Annotated in this window: 20 protein-coding genes and 1 riboswitch; of the genes, 14 read left to right on the top strand and 6 right to left on the bottom strand. The window is 43.4% G+C overall.

Annotation, left to right across the window (positions count from 1 at the left end):
- Positions 1-12: 12 nt before the first annotated feature.
- Genes QUF73_05690 through QUF73_05665 form a run of 6 tightly spaced genes read right to left on the bottom strand, consistent with a single transcriptional unit; the run spans position 13 to position 5399 of the window.
- On the bottom strand, positions 13-327 hold the full coding sequence (locus QUF73_05690; GenBank protein ID MDM5225699.1) for an XdhC family protein: 315 nt from the start codon (positions 325-327) through the stop codon (positions 13-15).
- Positions 306-1139, bottom strand: coding sequence for an XdhC family protein (locus QUF73_05685; protein MDM5225698.1), 834 nt, complete (start codon positions 1137-1139; stop codon positions 306-308). The genes QUF73_05690 and QUF73_05685 overlap by 22 nt, the downstream gene beginning before the upstream one ends.
- A gap of 8 nt (positions 1140-1147) precedes the next feature.
- Positions 1148-3436, bottom strand: coding sequence for a molybdopterin-dependent oxidoreductase (locus QUF73_05680; protein MDM5225697.1), 2289 nt, complete (start codon positions 3434-3436; stop codon positions 1148-1150).
- Positions 3433-4308 (bottom strand): xanthine dehydrogenase family protein subunit M, encoded by an 876-nt coding sequence (locus QUF73_05675; GenBank protein MDM5225696.1) that lies wholly within the window; start codon positions 4306-4308, stop codon positions 3433-3435. Before QUF73_05675 ends, QUF73_05680 begins: the two co-directional genes overlap by 4 nt.
- An 11-nt stretch (positions 4309-4319) precedes the next feature.
- Positions 4320-4907 carry a nucleotidyltransferase family protein gene (locus QUF73_05670; GenBank protein MDM5225695.1) on the bottom strand — a complete coding sequence of 196 codons (588 nt, stop codon included), beginning with the start codon at positions 4905-4907 and terminating at the stop codon, positions 4320-4322.
- A 3-nt stretch (positions 4908-4910) separates the two neighbouring features.
- Positions 4911-5399: a (2Fe-2S)-binding protein gene (locus QUF73_05665; GenBank protein MDM5225694.1), complete on the bottom strand. Its 489-nt coding sequence runs from the start codon at positions 5397-5399 to the stop codon at positions 4911-4913.
- A gap of 182 nt (positions 5400-5581) precedes the next feature.
- Positions 5582-5679, bottom strand: a riboswitch (purine riboswitch).
- Between the two features lie 164 nt (positions 5680-5843).
- Between QUF73_05665 and QUF73_05660 the strand changes: the two genes are divergently transcribed.
- The 14 genes from QUF73_05660 to QUF73_05595 all read left to right on the top strand — a co-directional run bounded on the left by QUF73_05660 (position 5844) and on the right by QUF73_05595 (position 17520).
- On the top strand, positions 5844-6194 hold the full coding sequence (locus QUF73_05660; GenBank protein MDM5225693.1) for a Na-translocating system protein MpsC family protein: 351 nt from the start codon (positions 5844-5846) through the stop codon (positions 6192-6194).
- Between the two features lie 254 nt (positions 6195-6448).
- Entirely contained in the window at positions 6449-7777 is a 1329-nt protein-coding gene (locus QUF73_05655) for a nucleobase:cation symporter-2 family protein (protein MDM5225692.1), read from the top strand.
- A 71-nt stretch (positions 7778-7848) separates the two neighbouring features.
- On the top strand, positions 7849-9309 hold the full coding sequence (gene allB / locus QUF73_05650) for an allantoinase AllB (GenBank protein ID MDM5225691.1): 1461 nt from the start codon (positions 7849-7851) through the stop codon (positions 9307-9309).
- A 27-nt stretch (positions 9310-9336) separates the two neighbouring features.
- The gene (locus tag QUF73_05645; protein MDM5225690.1) at positions 9337-9927 is read left to right on the top strand and encodes a cysteine hydrolase; all 591 of its coding nucleotides are present in this window, start codon (positions 9337-9339) and stop codon (positions 9925-9927) included.
- A complete protein-coding gene (locus QUF73_05640) occupies positions 9920-10507 on the top strand; it encodes a flavin prenyltransferase UbiX (protein MDM5225689.1) in 588 nt (195 codons plus the stop codon). Before QUF73_05645 ends, QUF73_05640 begins: the two co-directional genes overlap by 8 nt.
- The gene (locus QUF73_05635) at positions 10504-11841 is read left to right on the top strand and encodes a UbiD family decarboxylase (protein MDM5225688.1); all 1338 of its coding nucleotides are present in this window, start codon (positions 10504-10506) and stop codon (positions 11839-11841) included. The genes QUF73_05640 and QUF73_05635 overlap by 4 nt, the downstream gene beginning before the upstream one ends.
- Positions 11842-11866: 25 nt before the next feature.
- A complete protein-coding gene (locus tag QUF73_05630) occupies positions 11867-12130 on the top strand; it encodes a BMC domain-containing protein (protein ID MDM5225687.1) in 264 nt (87 codons plus the stop codon).
- A 16-nt stretch (positions 12131-12146) separates the two neighbouring features.
- Positions 12147-13106 (top strand): hypothetical protein, encoded by a 960-nt coding sequence (locus QUF73_05625; GenBank protein MDM5225686.1) that lies wholly within the window; start codon positions 12147-12149, stop codon positions 13104-13106.
- A 104-nt stretch (positions 13107-13210) separates the two neighbouring features.
- Complete coding sequence (locus tag QUF73_05620) at positions 13211-13624, top strand: BMC domain-containing protein (GenBank protein MDM5225685.1); 414 nt, start codon at positions 13211-13213, stop codon at positions 13622-13624.
- Between the two features lie 23 nt (positions 13625-13647).
- Positions 13648-13932 (top strand): BMC domain-containing protein, encoded by a 285-nt coding sequence (locus QUF73_05615; protein ID MDM5225684.1) that lies wholly within the window; start codon positions 13648-13650, stop codon positions 13930-13932.
- A gap of 26 nt (positions 13933-13958) precedes the next feature.
- Positions 13959-14666 carry a hypothetical protein gene (locus QUF73_05610; GenBank protein MDM5225683.1) on the top strand — a complete coding sequence of 236 codons (708 nt, stop codon included), beginning with the start codon at positions 13959-13961 and terminating at the stop codon, positions 14664-14666.
- Positions 14667-14679: 13 nt separating this feature from the next.
- Positions 14680-14955: a EutN/CcmL family microcompartment protein gene (locus QUF73_05605; protein ID MDM5225682.1), complete on the top strand. Its 276-nt coding sequence runs from the start codon at positions 14680-14682 to the stop codon at positions 14953-14955.
- Positions 14956-14958: 3 nt separating this feature from the next.
- Positions 14959-16770: an adenine deaminase C-terminal domain-containing protein gene (locus tag QUF73_05600; GenBank protein MDM5225681.1), complete on the top strand. Its 1812-nt coding sequence runs from the start codon at positions 14959-14961 to the stop codon at positions 16768-16770.
- Positions 16771-16836: 66 nt separating this feature from the next.
- Entirely contained in the window at positions 16837-17520 is a 684-nt protein-coding gene (locus tag QUF73_05595) for a cyclase family protein (GenBank protein ID MDM5225680.1), read from the top strand.
- The last annotated feature ends 11 nt before the right edge of the window (positions 17521-17531 follow it).

Genomic DNA, 17531 nt, shown 5'->3' with positions numbered 1-17531 from the left:
ACATTATTTTGGTTAAATAGGTTCAATAAAGACATCCATAATTCCGCCGCAGATTCCTCCATCTTCAAAAAATAGTCCTTTCGTTAAATCAACGCGCTTTTGACTTGGAATATTCGATTGGATGACTTCGAAGGCCTTCTCAATCACTTCTGCTTCACCGCAGCCCCCGCCGATTGTACCTTCAATTCTTCCGCAGGGAAACACAATCATTCGGCTTCCAGTTTTTCTCGGAGTGGATCCTTTGGTGCGGATAATTGTGGCGAGCGCTGCTTTCTCACCTCCTTTCCCGACTTCCATGGCTCGTTTTATGAGCTGCATTTGGTCCATTTGCCGGCCCCCTCATGGAAACCCATCTTTGCATACTTTTTAATTTGTGTACTTAAAGAGTTTCCAGATTTTTGATTTTTTACTTTCAGAATTTCTGCCATGATACTGACTGCTATCTCTGCAGGTGTTTCTGCTCCGATATCGAGTCCCACAGGGGTGTATAGATTGTCAAAGCTTTCATCCGGAAAATCCTGCTGAAGTTCTTTAAAAACACCTGAAATGCGTCTTCTGCTGCCAATCATGCCTATATATCCTGGCTGACTGTTCCTTTTTAAAAGTTCATTCAAACTGAGAACGTCATACTTATGTCCCCTGGTAAGAAGGAGAATATAGGTTTTTTCCGAAATATCAACATTCCTGAAATAATGCAGATAGGATTGGCAAACCACTTCATTTGCAAATGGAAAGCGTTCCCTGTTTGCGAACTCTTCCCGATCGTCGATTACTGTGACGAAAAATCCCAGCATACACCCCATTTCTGCCACGGGTTCACACACATGGCCAGCCCCGGCGACTATCAAATGGAGCGGAGCAGGGAAGTATTCTGCAAAACATTCAATCATACTATCCTTCCACACAAATTTCACAGTGCCAGACCGTTTATTGGTCACTAGTTTACTGCATTGTGCTATTAAAAGATCCTTTACATCCCGGGGCAGCAGAGAGGCTTCGGTGCAAAAGTCTCCATCTGGCCATAATAAAGCTTTAGTTCCGAGGAGCTTTTTATCAGGATAATCTGTTATGGTAAGCAGAAATGTGTCTTTCCGGTTATTGATTGACTCTTCTAATTCGGCAAATAAATTGCGGCTCATCAATTGAATCACCTTGCAGATTGGATTTTTTGTTTTTTGAGATCTTTCAATGCATTAAAAACTCTTTCGGGAGTAGCGGGGAGATGAAAAATTCTAGCTCCTGTTGCATCAAATATAGCCGACATGATAGCAGCAATAATCGGAATCATTACAACTTCGCCAATTCCCTTTGCCCCAAAAGGCCCTGATCGTTCGGGCTCTTCAACAGGGAAGGTCTCAATCAATGGCGTCTCGCGAATAGTAGGGATGATATAATCAGTGAAATTCCGTGTCTTATGATATCCTTTTTCTATCAGCACATCTTCAAAAAGGGTATAGCCGATGCCCATTACTGCTCCGCCTTCAGCCTGGCCCTCTAACCCCTGGGGATTAATTACTTTTCCTGCATCAGGGATGGAAACAACCCGCAATACATCCGTTTCACCGGTTAAAGTATCTACTTCAACCATAACTACATGGGTTAAATATCCGTATAAATGATGGGGAGCACCGCCTGAGCCTTTGATTTCTTCCTTTTCTTTTGGAAGGTAGAAGTGTCCTTCTACTCTGGCAGACTGATGATGATCATAAAGGTACTTATAGATAGACTTATAGGGTATGATTTGTCCATCTGCTGAAATATGATTTGGTCGCAAGTCAATTCTTGATGCCTGTAAATTCAGCATTTCAGCAGCTGTTTGAATAAGAAGCTCAGTCATCTTGGGTGCTGCAGCCGCAACAGCTCTTCCCCCGGTATAGGTGGACCTGGAGGCAGTTACAGTACCGCCATCAAGTGTTTTCTGTGTATCTCCTTGAACGATCATGATATTACTGATATCACAGTTCAGCATCTCAGCCGTTATCTGGGCGTATACAGTGCTATTGCCTCCGCCGATTTCCTCGCATCCGACACCTACAAGGAATTTTCCGTCGGGCAGAAGTTCGATAGAAGCGGCTCCATAATCAGGCAGGCCAATACCCATTCCAATGCCATGAAAGGATGTCGCAAGGGAAACTCCCCGTTTTTTCCATGGCTCACTCACTTCGGATTTATATTTTTCACGGTTCTTCCACAGATCGCAATTTTCTGCGGTTTCTAGCGTTTTATAGGTGCCCACACTGGATTTGACAATGTGGCCGACACTTGAAACGTCCCCCTGATGATAGACATTTTTTTTGCGCAATTCAATTGGATCCATTCCCAGTTTTTCAGCAATCATATCCATATGTGTTTCAATTCCCATACATACCTGGTTGACGCCAAAGCCTCTAAAGGCACCGGCAATGCCATTATTGGTATAAACACAGAAGCCTTCGAGATCCACATTTGGAATTTTATAAGGGCCGCATGAATGTTCTACCGCCAGAGCGATGACTGCCCCTCCGAGTGAAGCATAGGCACCTGTATCTCCTATAGCCGTTACCTGGTTAGCGAGCAATGTGCCGTCTTTTTTGGCAGCCGTTTTCATTTTGACTTTAAAAGGATGCCTTTTTATGCCGGCAATGACAGACTCTTCACGGCTTAAATGAATTTTTACCGGCCGCCCGTTTGTATGCATGGCAAGAAGGGCCAGATAAATTTGAACTGTAATCTCATCCTTGCCGCCGAATGCTCCGCCAATAGGACTTGAAATGACTCTGATTCTTTCAGGGTTATATGCCAGGGACCTTGCAATCTGCATTCGATCGCGGTAAGCGTATTGGCCAGGGCAGCGAATCGTGAGAAACCCTTCGTCATCCATTACTCCCCAGCCGCCTTCTGTTTCTATAAAAGCATGCATTTGGCGGGGGGAGAAGAAGGTATTCTCAACAATGATGTCAGCTTCTTCGAAGGCTTTCTTAATGTTTCCGTTTTTTATTTTTACATGGCTGTGCAGATTGCCATCAGGATGAAGCTTTGGAGCAGAATCTGTTAAGGCATATTCAGCATCTGCAACAACTTCCAAAGGCTCATAATCCACTTTGATTAAGGTCAGTGCCTGTTCGGCGATTTCCAGTGTTTCCGCTGCAGCCAATGCTACAGCATCCCCCGTGCACCGTACGACATCTGAACACAGAACAGGCTGATCGGGAACAACAATCCCAAATCCATTAAAGCCGGGAATATCTTTATGGGTGAGTACACAAATAACACCAGGGAGGTTTTTAGCTGCTTGAGTGTCAATGGATTTAATTTTGGCATGCGGATATTCAGACCGCAGCACTTTGCCCCAAACCATATCGTCAAATTGGTAATCGGTCATATATTTTAATTCTCCGGTTACTTTTTCCGGACCATCAATTCTTTTTACTCTTTTTCCAACCCATTTGGTGTTCACTGGTTTTCCCACCTCCTGATTAGACGGAATAATCCTCTTTCCAGTAAAGCGCTTGTCATATCCCTTCTATAAGCAGCAGTTGCTCTTCCATCTGAAATGGGCATGACCTCTTTCCAGGCAATCTTGGCGATATTCTGGATTAAATCATCGTTAAGCTGACCCAGGGTAAGCATTGATTCACACTTGCGTGCACGGATAATAGTCGGTGCCACAGATCCAAAGGCAATTTTTCCTTTGCTGCATTTGCGGTCATTGTCCATTGTGAGTGAAATGGCAACATTCACAATGGAAATGGATTGTGCTTTGCGCGGGCCAAGTTTTTGGAAAATGCCTATATCATTCGGCGTTTGCGGTTTTATAAGGATTTTTGTAATCATTTCATTTTCTTTTAGAACAGTCCTGCCGGGACCAGTGATAAACTCTTGAATTGGAATGATTCGTTGATTCGTCAGTGAGGTGAGTTCGAGCATTGCACCGAGAACATACAAAGCCGGAAGGGTATCTCCTGCAGGGGAAGCAGTACCAATATTGCCGCCGATTGTCCCCATATTCTGCATTTGAGTGGCTCCAACTTCTCGGGCTGCTTCCGCAAGAACATCCGCTTTTCTCTGCAGAAGCGTTGAATGAATCATATCGGTATGTGTGGTCAAGGGGCCAATATGGATAAAATCTTCCCTTTCTTCGATATACCGCAGCTCTTTTAGGTTTTTAATATTAATCCATATCTCAGGCAGCCATTTGCCTTCCTTCATCCGGACTGCAGCATCTGTACCGCCAGCTATCAATCTATGTTTCCTGCTTTCGTTCGATAGCAGGGTCAGACATTCGGATAGCGAGGAAGGAGTAATCATGTCAATTTCTGAAACGAGCATTGACTTACCTCCTAGTTATTTTTTAGGGCATCTATATAATCTGCCTGACTATTCAAGTTAAGATGAATCTGATCATTTTCCACAGGCACCTCAAGAAGAAATTTTCCGTGCTCCTGAATTACATATCTCAAGCCCATTCTTTCCTCCTTTATGGATAGAAGATCGTTTCTCAATTGGGAGGAAAAGAGAATAGGGTGACCTCTTTTGCCTTGATAACTGGGAACTGCAATCAGGCAGTGGCATTTTGTAAGAGTATCTGCAAGCCTGTTAACGGTGAGAGATTGAAGCGGCTGGTCAACAGATGTAATAAGAATAGCTTTTGAAGACTTGTCTGCGGCTTTAACTCCAGAAATGATTGACGAGCATTTTCCGTCATGGCAGTGTTCATTCATGATGATTTTGATTGGGTATTTCTTTGCGATTGGAATAAATTCTTCGGCTTTGTAACCCAAAACGACAACAATGTCAGAAAACACTGATTCCCTGAGGTTTTGCAGCTGATGTTCGAATAATGTCGTTCCTTGCCACGGCAGCAGTCCTTTTAAAGTGCCCATTCTGCTGGATCGGCCTGCAGCAAGCACAATAGCTGTATGTGTCATAGACTATCCGATTGTTTCCGGTTCGGATATTTTTTTTGCAGCAGCTGTCTGAACTGCCTTGATAATTTTTGTATAGCCTGTACAGCGGCATAGGTTGCCGCCTAATGCTGTTTTAATTTCCTCAACAGATGGAATCGTGTCAATTCCATCTAAGAAAGCTTTAGCTGATACGATGATTCCCGGAGTACAGTACCCGCACTGTGTTGCTCCTTCAGCAATAAAAGATTCCTGAATCACATCCAGATTTGGCGATAAGCCGACTCCTTCACAAGTAGTGATCACCTGGTTTTCCGCCTGGCCAGCGAGGACTAGACAGGAGCATACAACCTCTTTATTGATTAGTACAGAGCATGATCCGCACTCTCCCTTTCCGCAGCATTCCTTGCTGGCAGTCAATCCTAAATCTTCTCTTAAGACATCCAGGAGCGTTTTTGCAGGCGGGCAAACGACTGTACGTTCTTTGCCATTAACAATAAAATTAATACTTTTCAAATCTTCGCCTCCTCATAGACCTTTGAAACTTTAAATGACAATGAGAAATTGTGTGAGTGTTTTGTAAGAGATAATAGCCTGGGTGCAAGCAGAGGTATTTAAATTATGATATTATGCATATTCTTCTAAATAGACTAATAAGCACAAAAAAATTCCTGCACAAAAGGTTCCTGAATGCTGTTCACAGGAAATATGCCTTTCGTAGATAGGAATTCCGGTTCCTGGTAGAAACCCTCAAACCGATTATTGAGGTTATACGAAAAATTCTATTTGATTTTTCAGTGTGCTGGAGGGAGGTATTATCAAGACAATTCTAGAAATAGAGGGGGAGTTGAATTGTAGTGTAATAGTTAAGTTAATATTTTGTCAAGTAAGAATTTTCTGATAAATGGTATTGACTTATAATACTGCCTTGTTTAATATAGTGAATAACAGGAGGACTACATGACTGTAATAACCTCAAAATTCCATCAATCTTTAAAAAAAGATCTCGCATTTCTTTATAATCGCGTCAATCAGGAGATCTACGGTACAGGCGTAAAAAAACAGCGTCTTGAAACTTTTGACGATAGAGTCATCATATTTGCACAGCATAAGCGTGTACAGGCATTGCATATACTAAGCCAGAACTTTCATCACCTGACAATATCGGTTGATTCAGCATTGATTGTTGAATTCAAATCGCTTTTAAAGGGTCTGATTGAAGATTCTCTTCATTTGAAAGTCAAAACGATTTTAAAAGATTACGATCCTGATACCGAAGAAGCATGCACAGTTATTTATTTTGAAGAATAGCAGTTTTACAATATGTTTGGGAAAGCTGTGCATGCCGCAGTTTTTCTTAAACCTGAATATTGGAGCGGTTCCTTTGCCTTTTGTTTAACGGAAGCTGAATGAAACCGCAGTAATAGAACATCTATGTGTACTTTGATGTTATCTATTGCTGCGGTTTTTTTTATACTCATTTTTCTTTGGGGAGGTGATGCCTGTTTTTATCCGCTGGAGTCAGGCTGAGGCATAACAAAGAATTAAACCTGGAGGGGAAGTCTTTGGAAAAGCTAAATCCTTGGAAAGTAGGGACTTTGGGATTTCAGCATGTGCTGGCCATGTATGCAGGTGCTGTTATTGTTCCGCTGATTGTTGGACCGGCAATAGGGCTCACGGCCCAGCAGCTTGCTTACTTAATTTCAATTGATTTATTTACTTGCGGGATTGCTACATTGCTTCAAGTAATAGGGGGCAGGCATTTTGGCATAAGGCTGCCGGTGATTCTTGGATGTACTTTTACAGCAGTCGGACCCATGATTGCCATCGGGAATTTGCAGGGCATTACAGCCATCTACGGGGCCATTATTGCTTCGGGAATCATCGTCATGATCTTATCTCAATTTATGAGTAAAATAATGAGATTTTTCCCGCCGGTCGTAACCGGTTCAGTGGTAGCTATTATCGGGGTTTCCTTGATCCCTGTTGCAATGAATAATGCTGCAGGAGGACTTGGTTCCCCAGAATATGGGAGTGCCCAGAATTTATTCCTGGCTGCATTCACACTCGTTCTCATTATTTTAATGAACAGGTTCTTTAAAGGCTATATGAGAGCTATATCTGTGCTGCTTTCATTGGTGGCCGGAACGATCACCGCTTATTTTATGGGGCTCGTCAGCTTTGACGAAGTCAGCCAGGCTTCCTGGTTTCATGTCGTTCAGCCATTTTATTTCGGATTCCCGACATTCAATGCCTCGGCCATACTTACAATGACTTTAGTAGCTATTGTGAGCATGATTGAATCTACTGGGGTATTTCTGGCCCTCGGAGATGTCTGCGAGAGAAAGCTGGACTCCAAAGACATAAAAAAAGGGCTGCGTGCAGAGGGGCTGGCTGTTGTAATAGGAGGAATCTTTAATGCATTTCCTTATACGTCCTTTTCACAGAATGTGGGACTTGTAGCGCTAACTAAAGTAAAAACGAGAAATGTAGTTATCGCAGCTGGCGTTATACTAATGGTTTTGGGGCTTTTGCCTAAAGTGGCAGCTCTGACCACGATTATCCCTATGGCTGTTCTTGGCGGAGCAATGATTCCAATGTTTGGAATGGTTATCTCATCCGGAATCAGAATGCTTTCTGTTGTTGATTTCAGCAAAAATGAAAACTTGCTTATCGTTGCCTGTTCCATAGGAATCGGACTTGGTTCGACAGTTGTCCCGCAAATTTTTGAAAGTCTTCCAACAAGCGCACGTTTGCTGGTTGAAAATGGGATCGTGCTGGGAAGCATCACAGCAATTTTATTAAATTTGGTATTTAATTATAAAGATTTAAATATAAGTGAAAGTGAAAGAATCGAACAGCTGAAAGGAGATCATTCAGCTAATGCGATTTAAATGCAATTGCTGAAACCATCTGCCTCTTTTTCGGGAGGCAGAAATCCAAATAATAGATAGGAGCAGGAGAAATGGATTTAATTCTGAAAAATGCAAACATTCCCCAGGGAGATCGTCAGGTTTTAACAAATATTCTAGTAAACGAGGGAAAAATTGTCGGCTACACGAATGACATTTCGTTTCTAAATGCAGCCAGGGTAATTGATATTGAAGGAAAATTAGTCGTTCCAGGCTGTATTGATCCGCATACTCATTTTATGGATCCAGGCTTCACTCATAGAGAAACTTTTACGACTGGCAGCCGTTCTGCAGCAGCAGGAGGCTTAACAACCATTATAGATATGCCATGCTGCAGCAAGCCATCCGTTCGTGATGGGGAGAGTTTCAATAAAAAAATCGGACCAATCAGGGATCAGGCTTATATTGATTACTGTTTCTGGGGCGGCATGACAGGCGAAGATGCACGTGAAGGCTGGATTAATAATATATATCCTCAGATTGACCAGGGAGTTGTTGCTTTTAAAGTTTACATGACTCCTTCTGTACCTACCTTCCCTAAAGTATCAGACGCAGAGATGCTGGAAATTTTCAAAAACGTTGCGAAAACCGGACTTCCAATTGGTGTTCATGCTGAAAACTATGATATCTGCACATTCAATTCCAAGAAACTTGAAAAAGAAGGGCGCCTTGACGGTCCAGCATGGGCGGAAGCGCGTTCAAGCCTCGCTGAGAAGGTGGCCATAGAACTGATTCTCAGCTTTGCAGAAGCTACAGACGCACGTGTACATGTGGTACATATGAGCACAAAGGAAGGCGTCGAGCTGGTTAAGGCCGCAAAGAAGCGGGGTGTTAAGGTTACAGCAGAAACCTGCCCTCACTATCTTGTTCTCAATGCACAGGACTCCATGTCAGAGCGCGGTTCCTATGCTAAGATTGCTCCTCCTTTACGAGGAAAAGAGGATAACGAATCTCACTGGCAGGCTCTGGCAGACGGAACTATTGATTTTGTCGGTACAGACCATGCTCCATATGAAATTGCCACAGAAAAGGATTATCCTGGGGCAACGATCTGGAACACTTTCCCTGGCATACCTGGGGTAGAAACGATGGTGCCGATCCTTGTAAGTGAAGGTTTAAATAAAGGCCGTTTATCCCTATCAAGATTTGTCGAGGTAACGAGCCGCAATGCCGCCATTCATTATGGCATTTACCCTAAAAAGGGATCAATGGAGATTGGCAGTGATGCTGATTTCACTGTTATTGATCTTGAGAAAGAGTATGTAATAGACGAGCAGAAAACAGAATCAATGGCTAAATATAATCCTCTGCATGGCATGAAGCTTAAAGGAAAGCCAGTCCAAACGATCATACGCGGAAACGTGATTTACGAGGATGATAAAGGCATCGTTGGAGAAGCAGGCTATGGTGAATATGTTCCCCGCCAAAGCATCCAGAGGCTTGAGAGAACTTTAAAATATGAAAAATATGAAGCGGTAAAATCAAAAACAAAAGACCCAGTAGCACAGCAATAAATAGTTAATAGAGGGAGGCTGACCGGATTGGAACTTAGGGGAAAAAAGCACTGTGTGGTCATTATTGATATGTTAAACGACTTTATCGGCGAAAATGCAGCATTAAGGTGTGAAAATGGCGAAAAAATAGTTCCTAAAATTCAAGAGCTTATTCAATTCGCTCATGAGCACAATATCCAAGTTGTGCATGTTCAGGAAGCTCACAGAAAAAATGACCGGGATTTCCGTGTGAGGCCTGTCCATGCAGTTAAAGGAACCTGGGGTTCGGAATTCATTCCAGAGCTTCAGCCTGATGAGAGCAAAGGGGATTATGTGGTCCAAAAGAGGCGGCATAGTGCATTCAGCTACACCGATTTTGATCTCTTCCTAAGAGAAGAAGAAATTGATACTGTCGTACTGACTGGAGTCTGGACCAATGTATGCGTTCGCAGTACTGCTTCTGATGCTTTATATCATGGCTACAATGTCATTTGCATTTCAGATGCCACCGCTTCCCAGGATGACGATATGCATGTATCAGGTTTAAGAGACATTGACATTTTCGGGGATATATTTTCAACAGAAAATTACAAAATGCTGGCTAAAAAGAAATTCTCCCAAGACGAATCTATTGTCTAACTCCTCGCTGGGGCCAAGGAAAAAGCGGATTTTAGTGGGCATTACCGGGGCAAGCGGATCATTGTATGCTTATACATTGATCCGCGCTCTTCATCAATTAGAGATCGAAACGCATTTAATTGCTACGGAGATGGGAGAAAAAGTAATGCAGTTTGAATGCGGGGTCAAGATGGACGAGCTGAAGGAGTATGCCACTACCCACAGCAACCGGAATCTTTTCGCTGCGGTTGCCAGCGGATCCTTTAAGACAGACGGGATGGTTATCGTGCCATGTTCAATGAATACATTGGGAGCTATTGCGAATGGGGTCGGCGATACGCTATTAAGCAGGGCTGCCAGTGTTGTCTTGAAGGAGAATAGAAAGTTCATTATTGTTCCTCGGGAAGCACCATTTAATTTGATTCATCTGCGCAATATGACTCTTCTTGCTGAGAGTGGAGCATGTATAATGCCTGCATCACCAGGCTTTTATCATAAGCCGACGGAAATATGGGAACTGGCCAACTTTATGGTGGCAAGGATCTTGGACATGCTGGATATTGACCATGAGCTGCTGGATAGATGGGGGGAAAAGGCATGAACCCTGTAACTATGAGGGCATTGCTGGATAGATGGGAAAGCAGGGGACTTCTTCATCGGGTGAAAAAAGAGGTAGATCCGATGCACGAGCTGGGGGCTGTGATTAATGCCAAAAATGGAAGAGAGCCTTTTTTATTTGAAAAAATTAAAGGCTATCATTCTTCCATGGCTGCCGGTTTGGGAGGTGACAGAGAGCTGATGGCTGACAGCATGGGAATCCATTCTGCCGAACTTATTCCTAAAATCATCGACTCAATTGTTAACCCTATTCCCACCACGTTAAGGCAAACGGGCCCTGTTCAGGAGAATCTGGTGACCGGGGAATTCGATCTTGCAGACTTGTTTCCTATCCCAACTTATCACGCGGAAGACTCAGGTGCTTATTATGTTTCAGGAATATTGGTGGTTAAAGATTTATCGGGGAAAAAAAGATATACCTCCATTCGAAGAATGCAATATCTTGGCGGGAATCGAACGAATATTCTCATAACCTCCCCAGAGCTGATGGAGCAATATGCCCATTATGAAAGCATTGGCGAACCGATGGAAGTGGCTGTTATGTTTGGCGTGGTTCCAGCAGTTGTATTAAGTTCTCAGATTAGTACACATTTGTATCATACCGACAAATTGGATGTAGCAGGTGCACTGCTCGGCCAGTCCCTTGATGTTGTTCAATGCAAAACGGTCGATCTGGAAGTACTGGCTGAGGCGGAAATCGTTTTGGAAGGCAGAATGCTGCCATATGAAAGAGAACTGGAAGGGCCGTTTGGCGAACTGGCAGGTTATTATGGCACCAGAACGCCTCAGCCGGTTGTAGAGTTTTCAGCCGTTACTTACCGTGATAATGCTATCTCACAGACTATTTTTCCATCAAGCTATGAAGAAAGGCTGCCAATGGCGCTTGTAAGGGAAGCTACACTTTTAAGCACCGTCCGGCAAGTGGTTCCAAATATAAAAGCTGTACATATCCCAATGGGTGGGGTGGCTCGCTATCATGCAGTAATTCAAATTGAGAAGAAGCATGATGGTGACGGCAAACAGGCAGCACTTGCAGCTTTTGCAAGCGATAAGGATTTAAAGCATGTGGTTGTCGTAAATGATGACGTCGATATTTTTGATTCAGATGATGTTGAATGGGCCATAGCTACAAGAGTCCAGGCAGGTGATGACATATTTATCGTACAAGGTGCAAAGGGATCGCCGCTCGAGTCTTCCCATCATCTAAAAGGAGTCAGTGATAAGATGGGCATCGACGCAACCTATCCTCTTGGAAAAGAAGAATTATTTAAAAGGACTTCAATACCCATTGAAGTAAATCTCGAAGACTATCTTTAAGCTTCTGCAGTAGAGGAGGTCAAAAATGAAGGCAATTGGCTTGATTGAAACAAGGGGTTTGACAGCGGCTATTGAAGCGCTGGACTCAATGGTAAAAGCGGCAAATGTCAGTTTAGTTGATTTAAAGAGAGTGGGATCCGGCCTTGTCACCGTCATTATCGAGGGCGATGTCGCAGCAGTGGCTGCAGCTGTTGAGGTTGGGAAGACTGCATACACCATGACTGGAGGAGAACTGGTTTCGGCTAATGTTATTCCCCGCCCGCATTCAGAACTTCGCAAAATTCTTTAATGGAGGTGCATAATGTGTGTCTGACTTTATTAAAAGTGTTGTAGAAGAAGTGATGAAGCCTTACGGCAAGTCAAAAATAAACCCTATTAATGGAGTTTCCAATCAGTCCCCTCCAGGCAGGCAGCAGGGAACGAAGAAGAGTATACCGGGTATTAGCAGGCCTAACTACCAGAAGGAAAAAATGAATAAAAGAATATCAATTAATCATGCAGACCCGGTCAAGACTGCTGATCCACATCCTAACCTTAGAAGGCAAACAGCTTCTCATTCTTCACCCAAGCCTTCAGCTAAGGAAAAAATTGCACAGCTTCAAACCCTATCCCTGGTACAGGGGAAACAGCCGGTTTCTTCTAAGGCTGACTTTGCTGATATAAAACCTGACCGAAACGCAAGAGAAAGCCAGCTTATCGGACAAACGCCGGATGGTGTGAAAGTCTGGCTGTTCTCAGACCTTCAATCTGCTCTGGAAAGCTCTTTTCAGCGGGAATTAAAAACAGCCTCAATCGGTGTAATCACTTCAGAAAAATGCACTCCCGGGCAGTTATTTCTGCTGAATGACCTTTTAAGGGAGTTTCCTTCTTTAAGATATTGCCTGACATGGGACAAAAACAGCGGGCAATCCTTTTCGCTGGAGCTATATGAAGATGATCATAGAACACTATTAAACGCTTTGAAGAGCTTCTTTAAAAAATTTTCCCAAAAATCCTTTAAAACTACTCAAATCTATAGAGAAAAATCCCCCAGTCCATGGCTTACAAAACAACTGGGGCTGAACACTTCAACCGGCTGTGTCGCTGTCATTGAAGGAATCGATTATTATACGGGTATTTTGATCCTTGACCGTTACATGAAAAAAAGTACTTCTGAACAATTCAATTTTTTAATAGAGAAGAAATATTTGCTGCTTCACGGACACTATGATGAGGTATCACGCATCTCTGATCAGATTCATAAGGAATTTGACAGAATGAAATAGTTGTCAGCCAGCATCGCGGTCACAGATCAGCACTATTCGTCCCGCAAGCATCTTATAGGTACGGAGAGAAGATTTGTCTATTTAACAGGAGGAGGATTCTTCAGTTGCAAGCATTAGGTTTGATTGAAACCGTTGGTTATTCAACAGCAGTTTCTGCTGCAGATGCAGCCGTAAAAGCAGCAGACGTAGAAATTGTAGGAATTGAAAAAGTAATAGGAGTGGAGGGCTATCTTGGCGTTACAATCCATCTCAACGGGGATGTAGCGGCTGTGAAGTCTGCAGTCGATGCTGGTGTGAATGCTGCAGAGAGAATTGGAAAAGTAATTTCTGCTCATGTCATCCCGCGTGCGCACAGTGAAGTAGCGGGGAAGCTGCTTCCACATTTTAAGCTGGAAGAGGTGCATCCTGGTAATGATGCTGAGGGGGATGAAAAACTAGAAGCGGATTCGAAAAGAAAAAAGCAAGCGAAAGAAAGCATTAACCTTAATGATAATGATACAGATAAACCATCAATTTAATAAATTTAAGGAGGAAACACACAATGGGTGAAGCATTGGGATTAATCGAGACAAAAGGTCTTGTAGGCGCAGTAGAGGCAGCGGATGCAATGGTTAAAGCCGCTAATGTGGAGATCTGCGGATATGAAAAAGTGGGATTTGGTCTTGTAACGGTTATGGTCAGGGGAGATGTCGGAGCGGTTAAAGCTGCCACTGATGCAGGAGCGGAAGCGGCCAGCAGAGTTGGAGAACTCATTTCAGTACATGTCATTCCTAGGCCGCACAGCGAAGTTGAAAGAGCTCTATTATCAAAAAATATCGGTGAATAAGCATGAGCATCAAAAAGCAGAGTGTTATGGCAAAAAACACTCTGCAGGAGCTTTACCTGCGAAATGACAGCTGCAAAGACAGAAAACCTCACATCCTGGCTCTATTAACCTCTCATATGATAGGAATGGAAACAGGATTTTCTTACTTGAAAAAGTTATCCAAGGAAGATATTACACTAAGGATGGCTGCTGAGAAAGGAATGCTTAAACAATTTCCGCTGCAGGAGTTAGTTCTTCTGACTGGAAATGACGATTGGATCTCTCCTGCAGCGGTTCATGCCCAGCCAATTGATCATTTCGATGAAATCTTTTTGCCTATTCTATCTTTTTCTTTAATAACAGACATATTGTCCCTTAACGAAAAAAGACCATTGGTGCAGATCATCCTTAAGGGCTTATTAAAAGGAAAACGGGTCACGGCTTTAAAGGCTGGAGGAGATCCTTTCAGCCAATATTGGAAACTGAAAGGTATGGATAAAGGCCCTGACTTGTTAAAAAGAAAGCTCAGTCAGCAGATGGCAGAGCTGAAGATGCTTGGAATCAGATTAATAGATTTCAATGAACAAGCAGACTTTGCTGTTCAGCATGTGAAGAAAACGGTTATTACCGATGAATCAGTACGGTTTGCCCACTTGAGTAAGCTTGATCAACTAGCTGTTCCAAAAGGGGCTATCATTACCCCCCTTGCAAGAGATACAGCAAAGGAACTGAAGATCGAAATCATTTTACATTAAGGAGAAGATCTTTATGCAAATGGGAATAGTGGTTGGCCGTGTAACTGCCACAAGAAAAGATGATAATCTGGTGGGCACCAAATTATTAATTACCCAGCCTATAGGATTGGACGGCACGCTGTTGCCGAACCCCATTATTACCGTTGATACTGTTGGTGCCGGAATAGGAGAGAAGGTCATATATGTGACTGGAAGCATGGCATCAAGAGCCGTCCAAAACAAAGATGCTCCTATAGATGCTGCCATTATCGGAATTATTGACAGTGTAGAAGGGGAGACAGGGGGTTAATAAATGGATGCAAAAGACATAAAAAAGGCAGTGCAATACCGCAAGCTTATTGACGTGCTGCTTGATTCCAGCCATTTTGCTGATGTAGTCCTAAAAGGCGGATACTTCATCAATGTCATCACCCGGGAGATCTATGAAGCAGACATTGCGATGAAAGGCGAATATATTTTAATGGCAGGAGATGCAAAAGACTTAATCGGGCCAAAAACGATAGTGGAAAACATTCAGGGGAAATTCGTATGTCCAGGGTTTATTGATTCTCATATGCATTTTGAAAGTGCCATGCTGACTTGCACGGAATTCTCCAAGCTTTCCATTCCGACTGGAACCACCACGATGATTGGAGATCCGCATGAAATTGGAAATGTTCTGGGTGTTCACGGGATGCAGGCGATGATTGAAGAAGCAAAGACACTTCCAAACCGGATCCTTTTCACGGTTCCCTGTTCGGTGCCTGATGCTCCCGGACTTGAAACCTCCGGATTTGATGTGACTTCCAAGGATATGAAAGAGCTATTGGCTGACCCACATGTGCAGGGAATTGGAGAGATCCAAAGCTTCAGCAATATCAGACCGGTATATGAGCATGCCCCGGAATTAATTGACGACCTTGTTGCCGCGGTTTCGTATGCAAACAGCATAGGAAAAACGGTTGAAGGGAACGCACCAGGATTGTTTGGCAAAGACCTTGCCGCCCATATTATCAGTGGCGGGAACCATGTGTCCTGCCATGAGACTACGACGAAAGAAGAAACAGTCGAAAAGCTGCGCAATGGTGTAAGTGTGTTCATGCGTGAAGGCTCTTCCCAAAGAAATATGACGGACTGTATCCGTGCCATAACAGAGGATGGACTCGATTCCCGCCGTGCAATCCTTGTATCAGACGATATGGTGCCTGCTGATCTGTTAAATTACGGACATATGAATGATATTGTCCGCAGAACTATTGCTGTAGGCATTGATCCTGTGGAAGCCATCCAAATGGCGACCATAAATCCGGCTGCCCATTTTGGCTTTAAAGATGTGGGGGTAATTGCACCAGGCAAACGGGCAGATGTTGTCGTGATCAGCGATTTGAACAATATGACCATTGACCAGGTATATCTTGCAGGGAAAAAATCAGCTGAAAAAGGCGAATTAACCATAGATATTGCTCCTTACATATATCCGGAAAGTGTGAAAAAGTCAGTGAAGAGAAAACCTGTAACACTTAAGGAGCTGGCTATTGAAGCTTCAGGCAGGCGTGCAAAAGTAAGGGCAATTGAAGCTATACCTTTTCAGAACTTAACTGGCGGAAGCGAGTTCACTCTGAATGTCAAAGACGGCATTGTGCAGCCTTGCCTTAAGCAGGATGTTCTGCCGCTTCTGGTTGTTGAACGCCACGGCAGAACAGGAAAAATCGGCAAGACTTTCCTGCATGGCTTTGATTTGAAAAGCGGAGCCATTGCAGAAAGCGTTGCCCATGATACACACAATATCATCGTAACAGGGACAAACTACGAAGATATGGTAACTGCGGTGAACCGTGTAATTGCAATGGATGGCGGAATAGCCATGATAAAGGATAGCAAAGTAGTCGGTGACCTGCCTTTGAGGATTGGCGGTTTAATGACAGACGAATTAACCGGAAAAGAAATGAGTGAAAAGGTAGACGAATTGTCACAGCTAGCCAAAGATGTTCTTGGCTGCGGCATGGAAGTTCCATTTATGCATTTATCATTCTGGTCACTGGTAACAAGCCCTAAGTGGAAAATTACAGATATGGGCCTAATCGATGTAGATAAGTTTGAGGTCATTCCGACCATAATTAATTGACCTTAAAAGCGGCGTTCCCTGCCGCTTTTCATATAGTAAAAGAATTAGCAGGCAAGGAGGAATACCATGGGAGTTAAATTAGTCGATTTAACGCAGGAAATTTATCAGGGAATGCCTGTTTTTCCCCTTCATCAAAAAACAATGATCTTCCCGAATATCTCTCACGAAGAAAGTGAAAAACAAGTTGGATTTATGTTTGCAACCAATAATCTATTAATCAATGAACATGGCCCTACCCATAGCGATGCAACCTATGAATATGATCCAAACGGCAAATACATCGATGAAATGCCGCTTGAATTTTTTTATGGGCCCGCAGTTTGCCTTGATGTGTCCCACATCCAGCCTGATCGATATATTACAGACCGTGATCTCGAGGCGGCATTGCGGAAATCACAGCAATTTATTGAAAAAGGAGATATCGTTTTCCTCTATACCGGCCACTATAATCGGTCTTATGGTACAGACAAATGGCTCACCACCTATACGGGCCTGAATTATCAAGCAGCAAAATGGCTGGCTGAAAAAGGTGCGGTCAATATAGGGATCGATGCCCCGGCCATTGATCATCCGGATGATCCCAAGTATTCCGGGCACCTCATTTGCCGGGAATATGGGATAACCAATACGGAAAATCTCTGTAATCTCGATCAGATCGCAGGAATGCGATTTCTATATTTCGGACTGCCGCTCAGGATTAGAAAAGGAACGGGATCTCCAGTACGTGCTGTAGCCGTTTTCATTGAATAACAAAGGTTGGT

Source organism: Cytobacillus sp. NJ13 (assembly GCA_030348385.1).
In the GTDB taxonomy this organism is placed as follows: domain Bacteria; phylum Bacillota; class Bacilli; order Bacillales; family Cytobacillaceae; genus Cytobacillus.
This window is presented reverse-complemented; position numbering and strand designations above follow the sequence as displayed.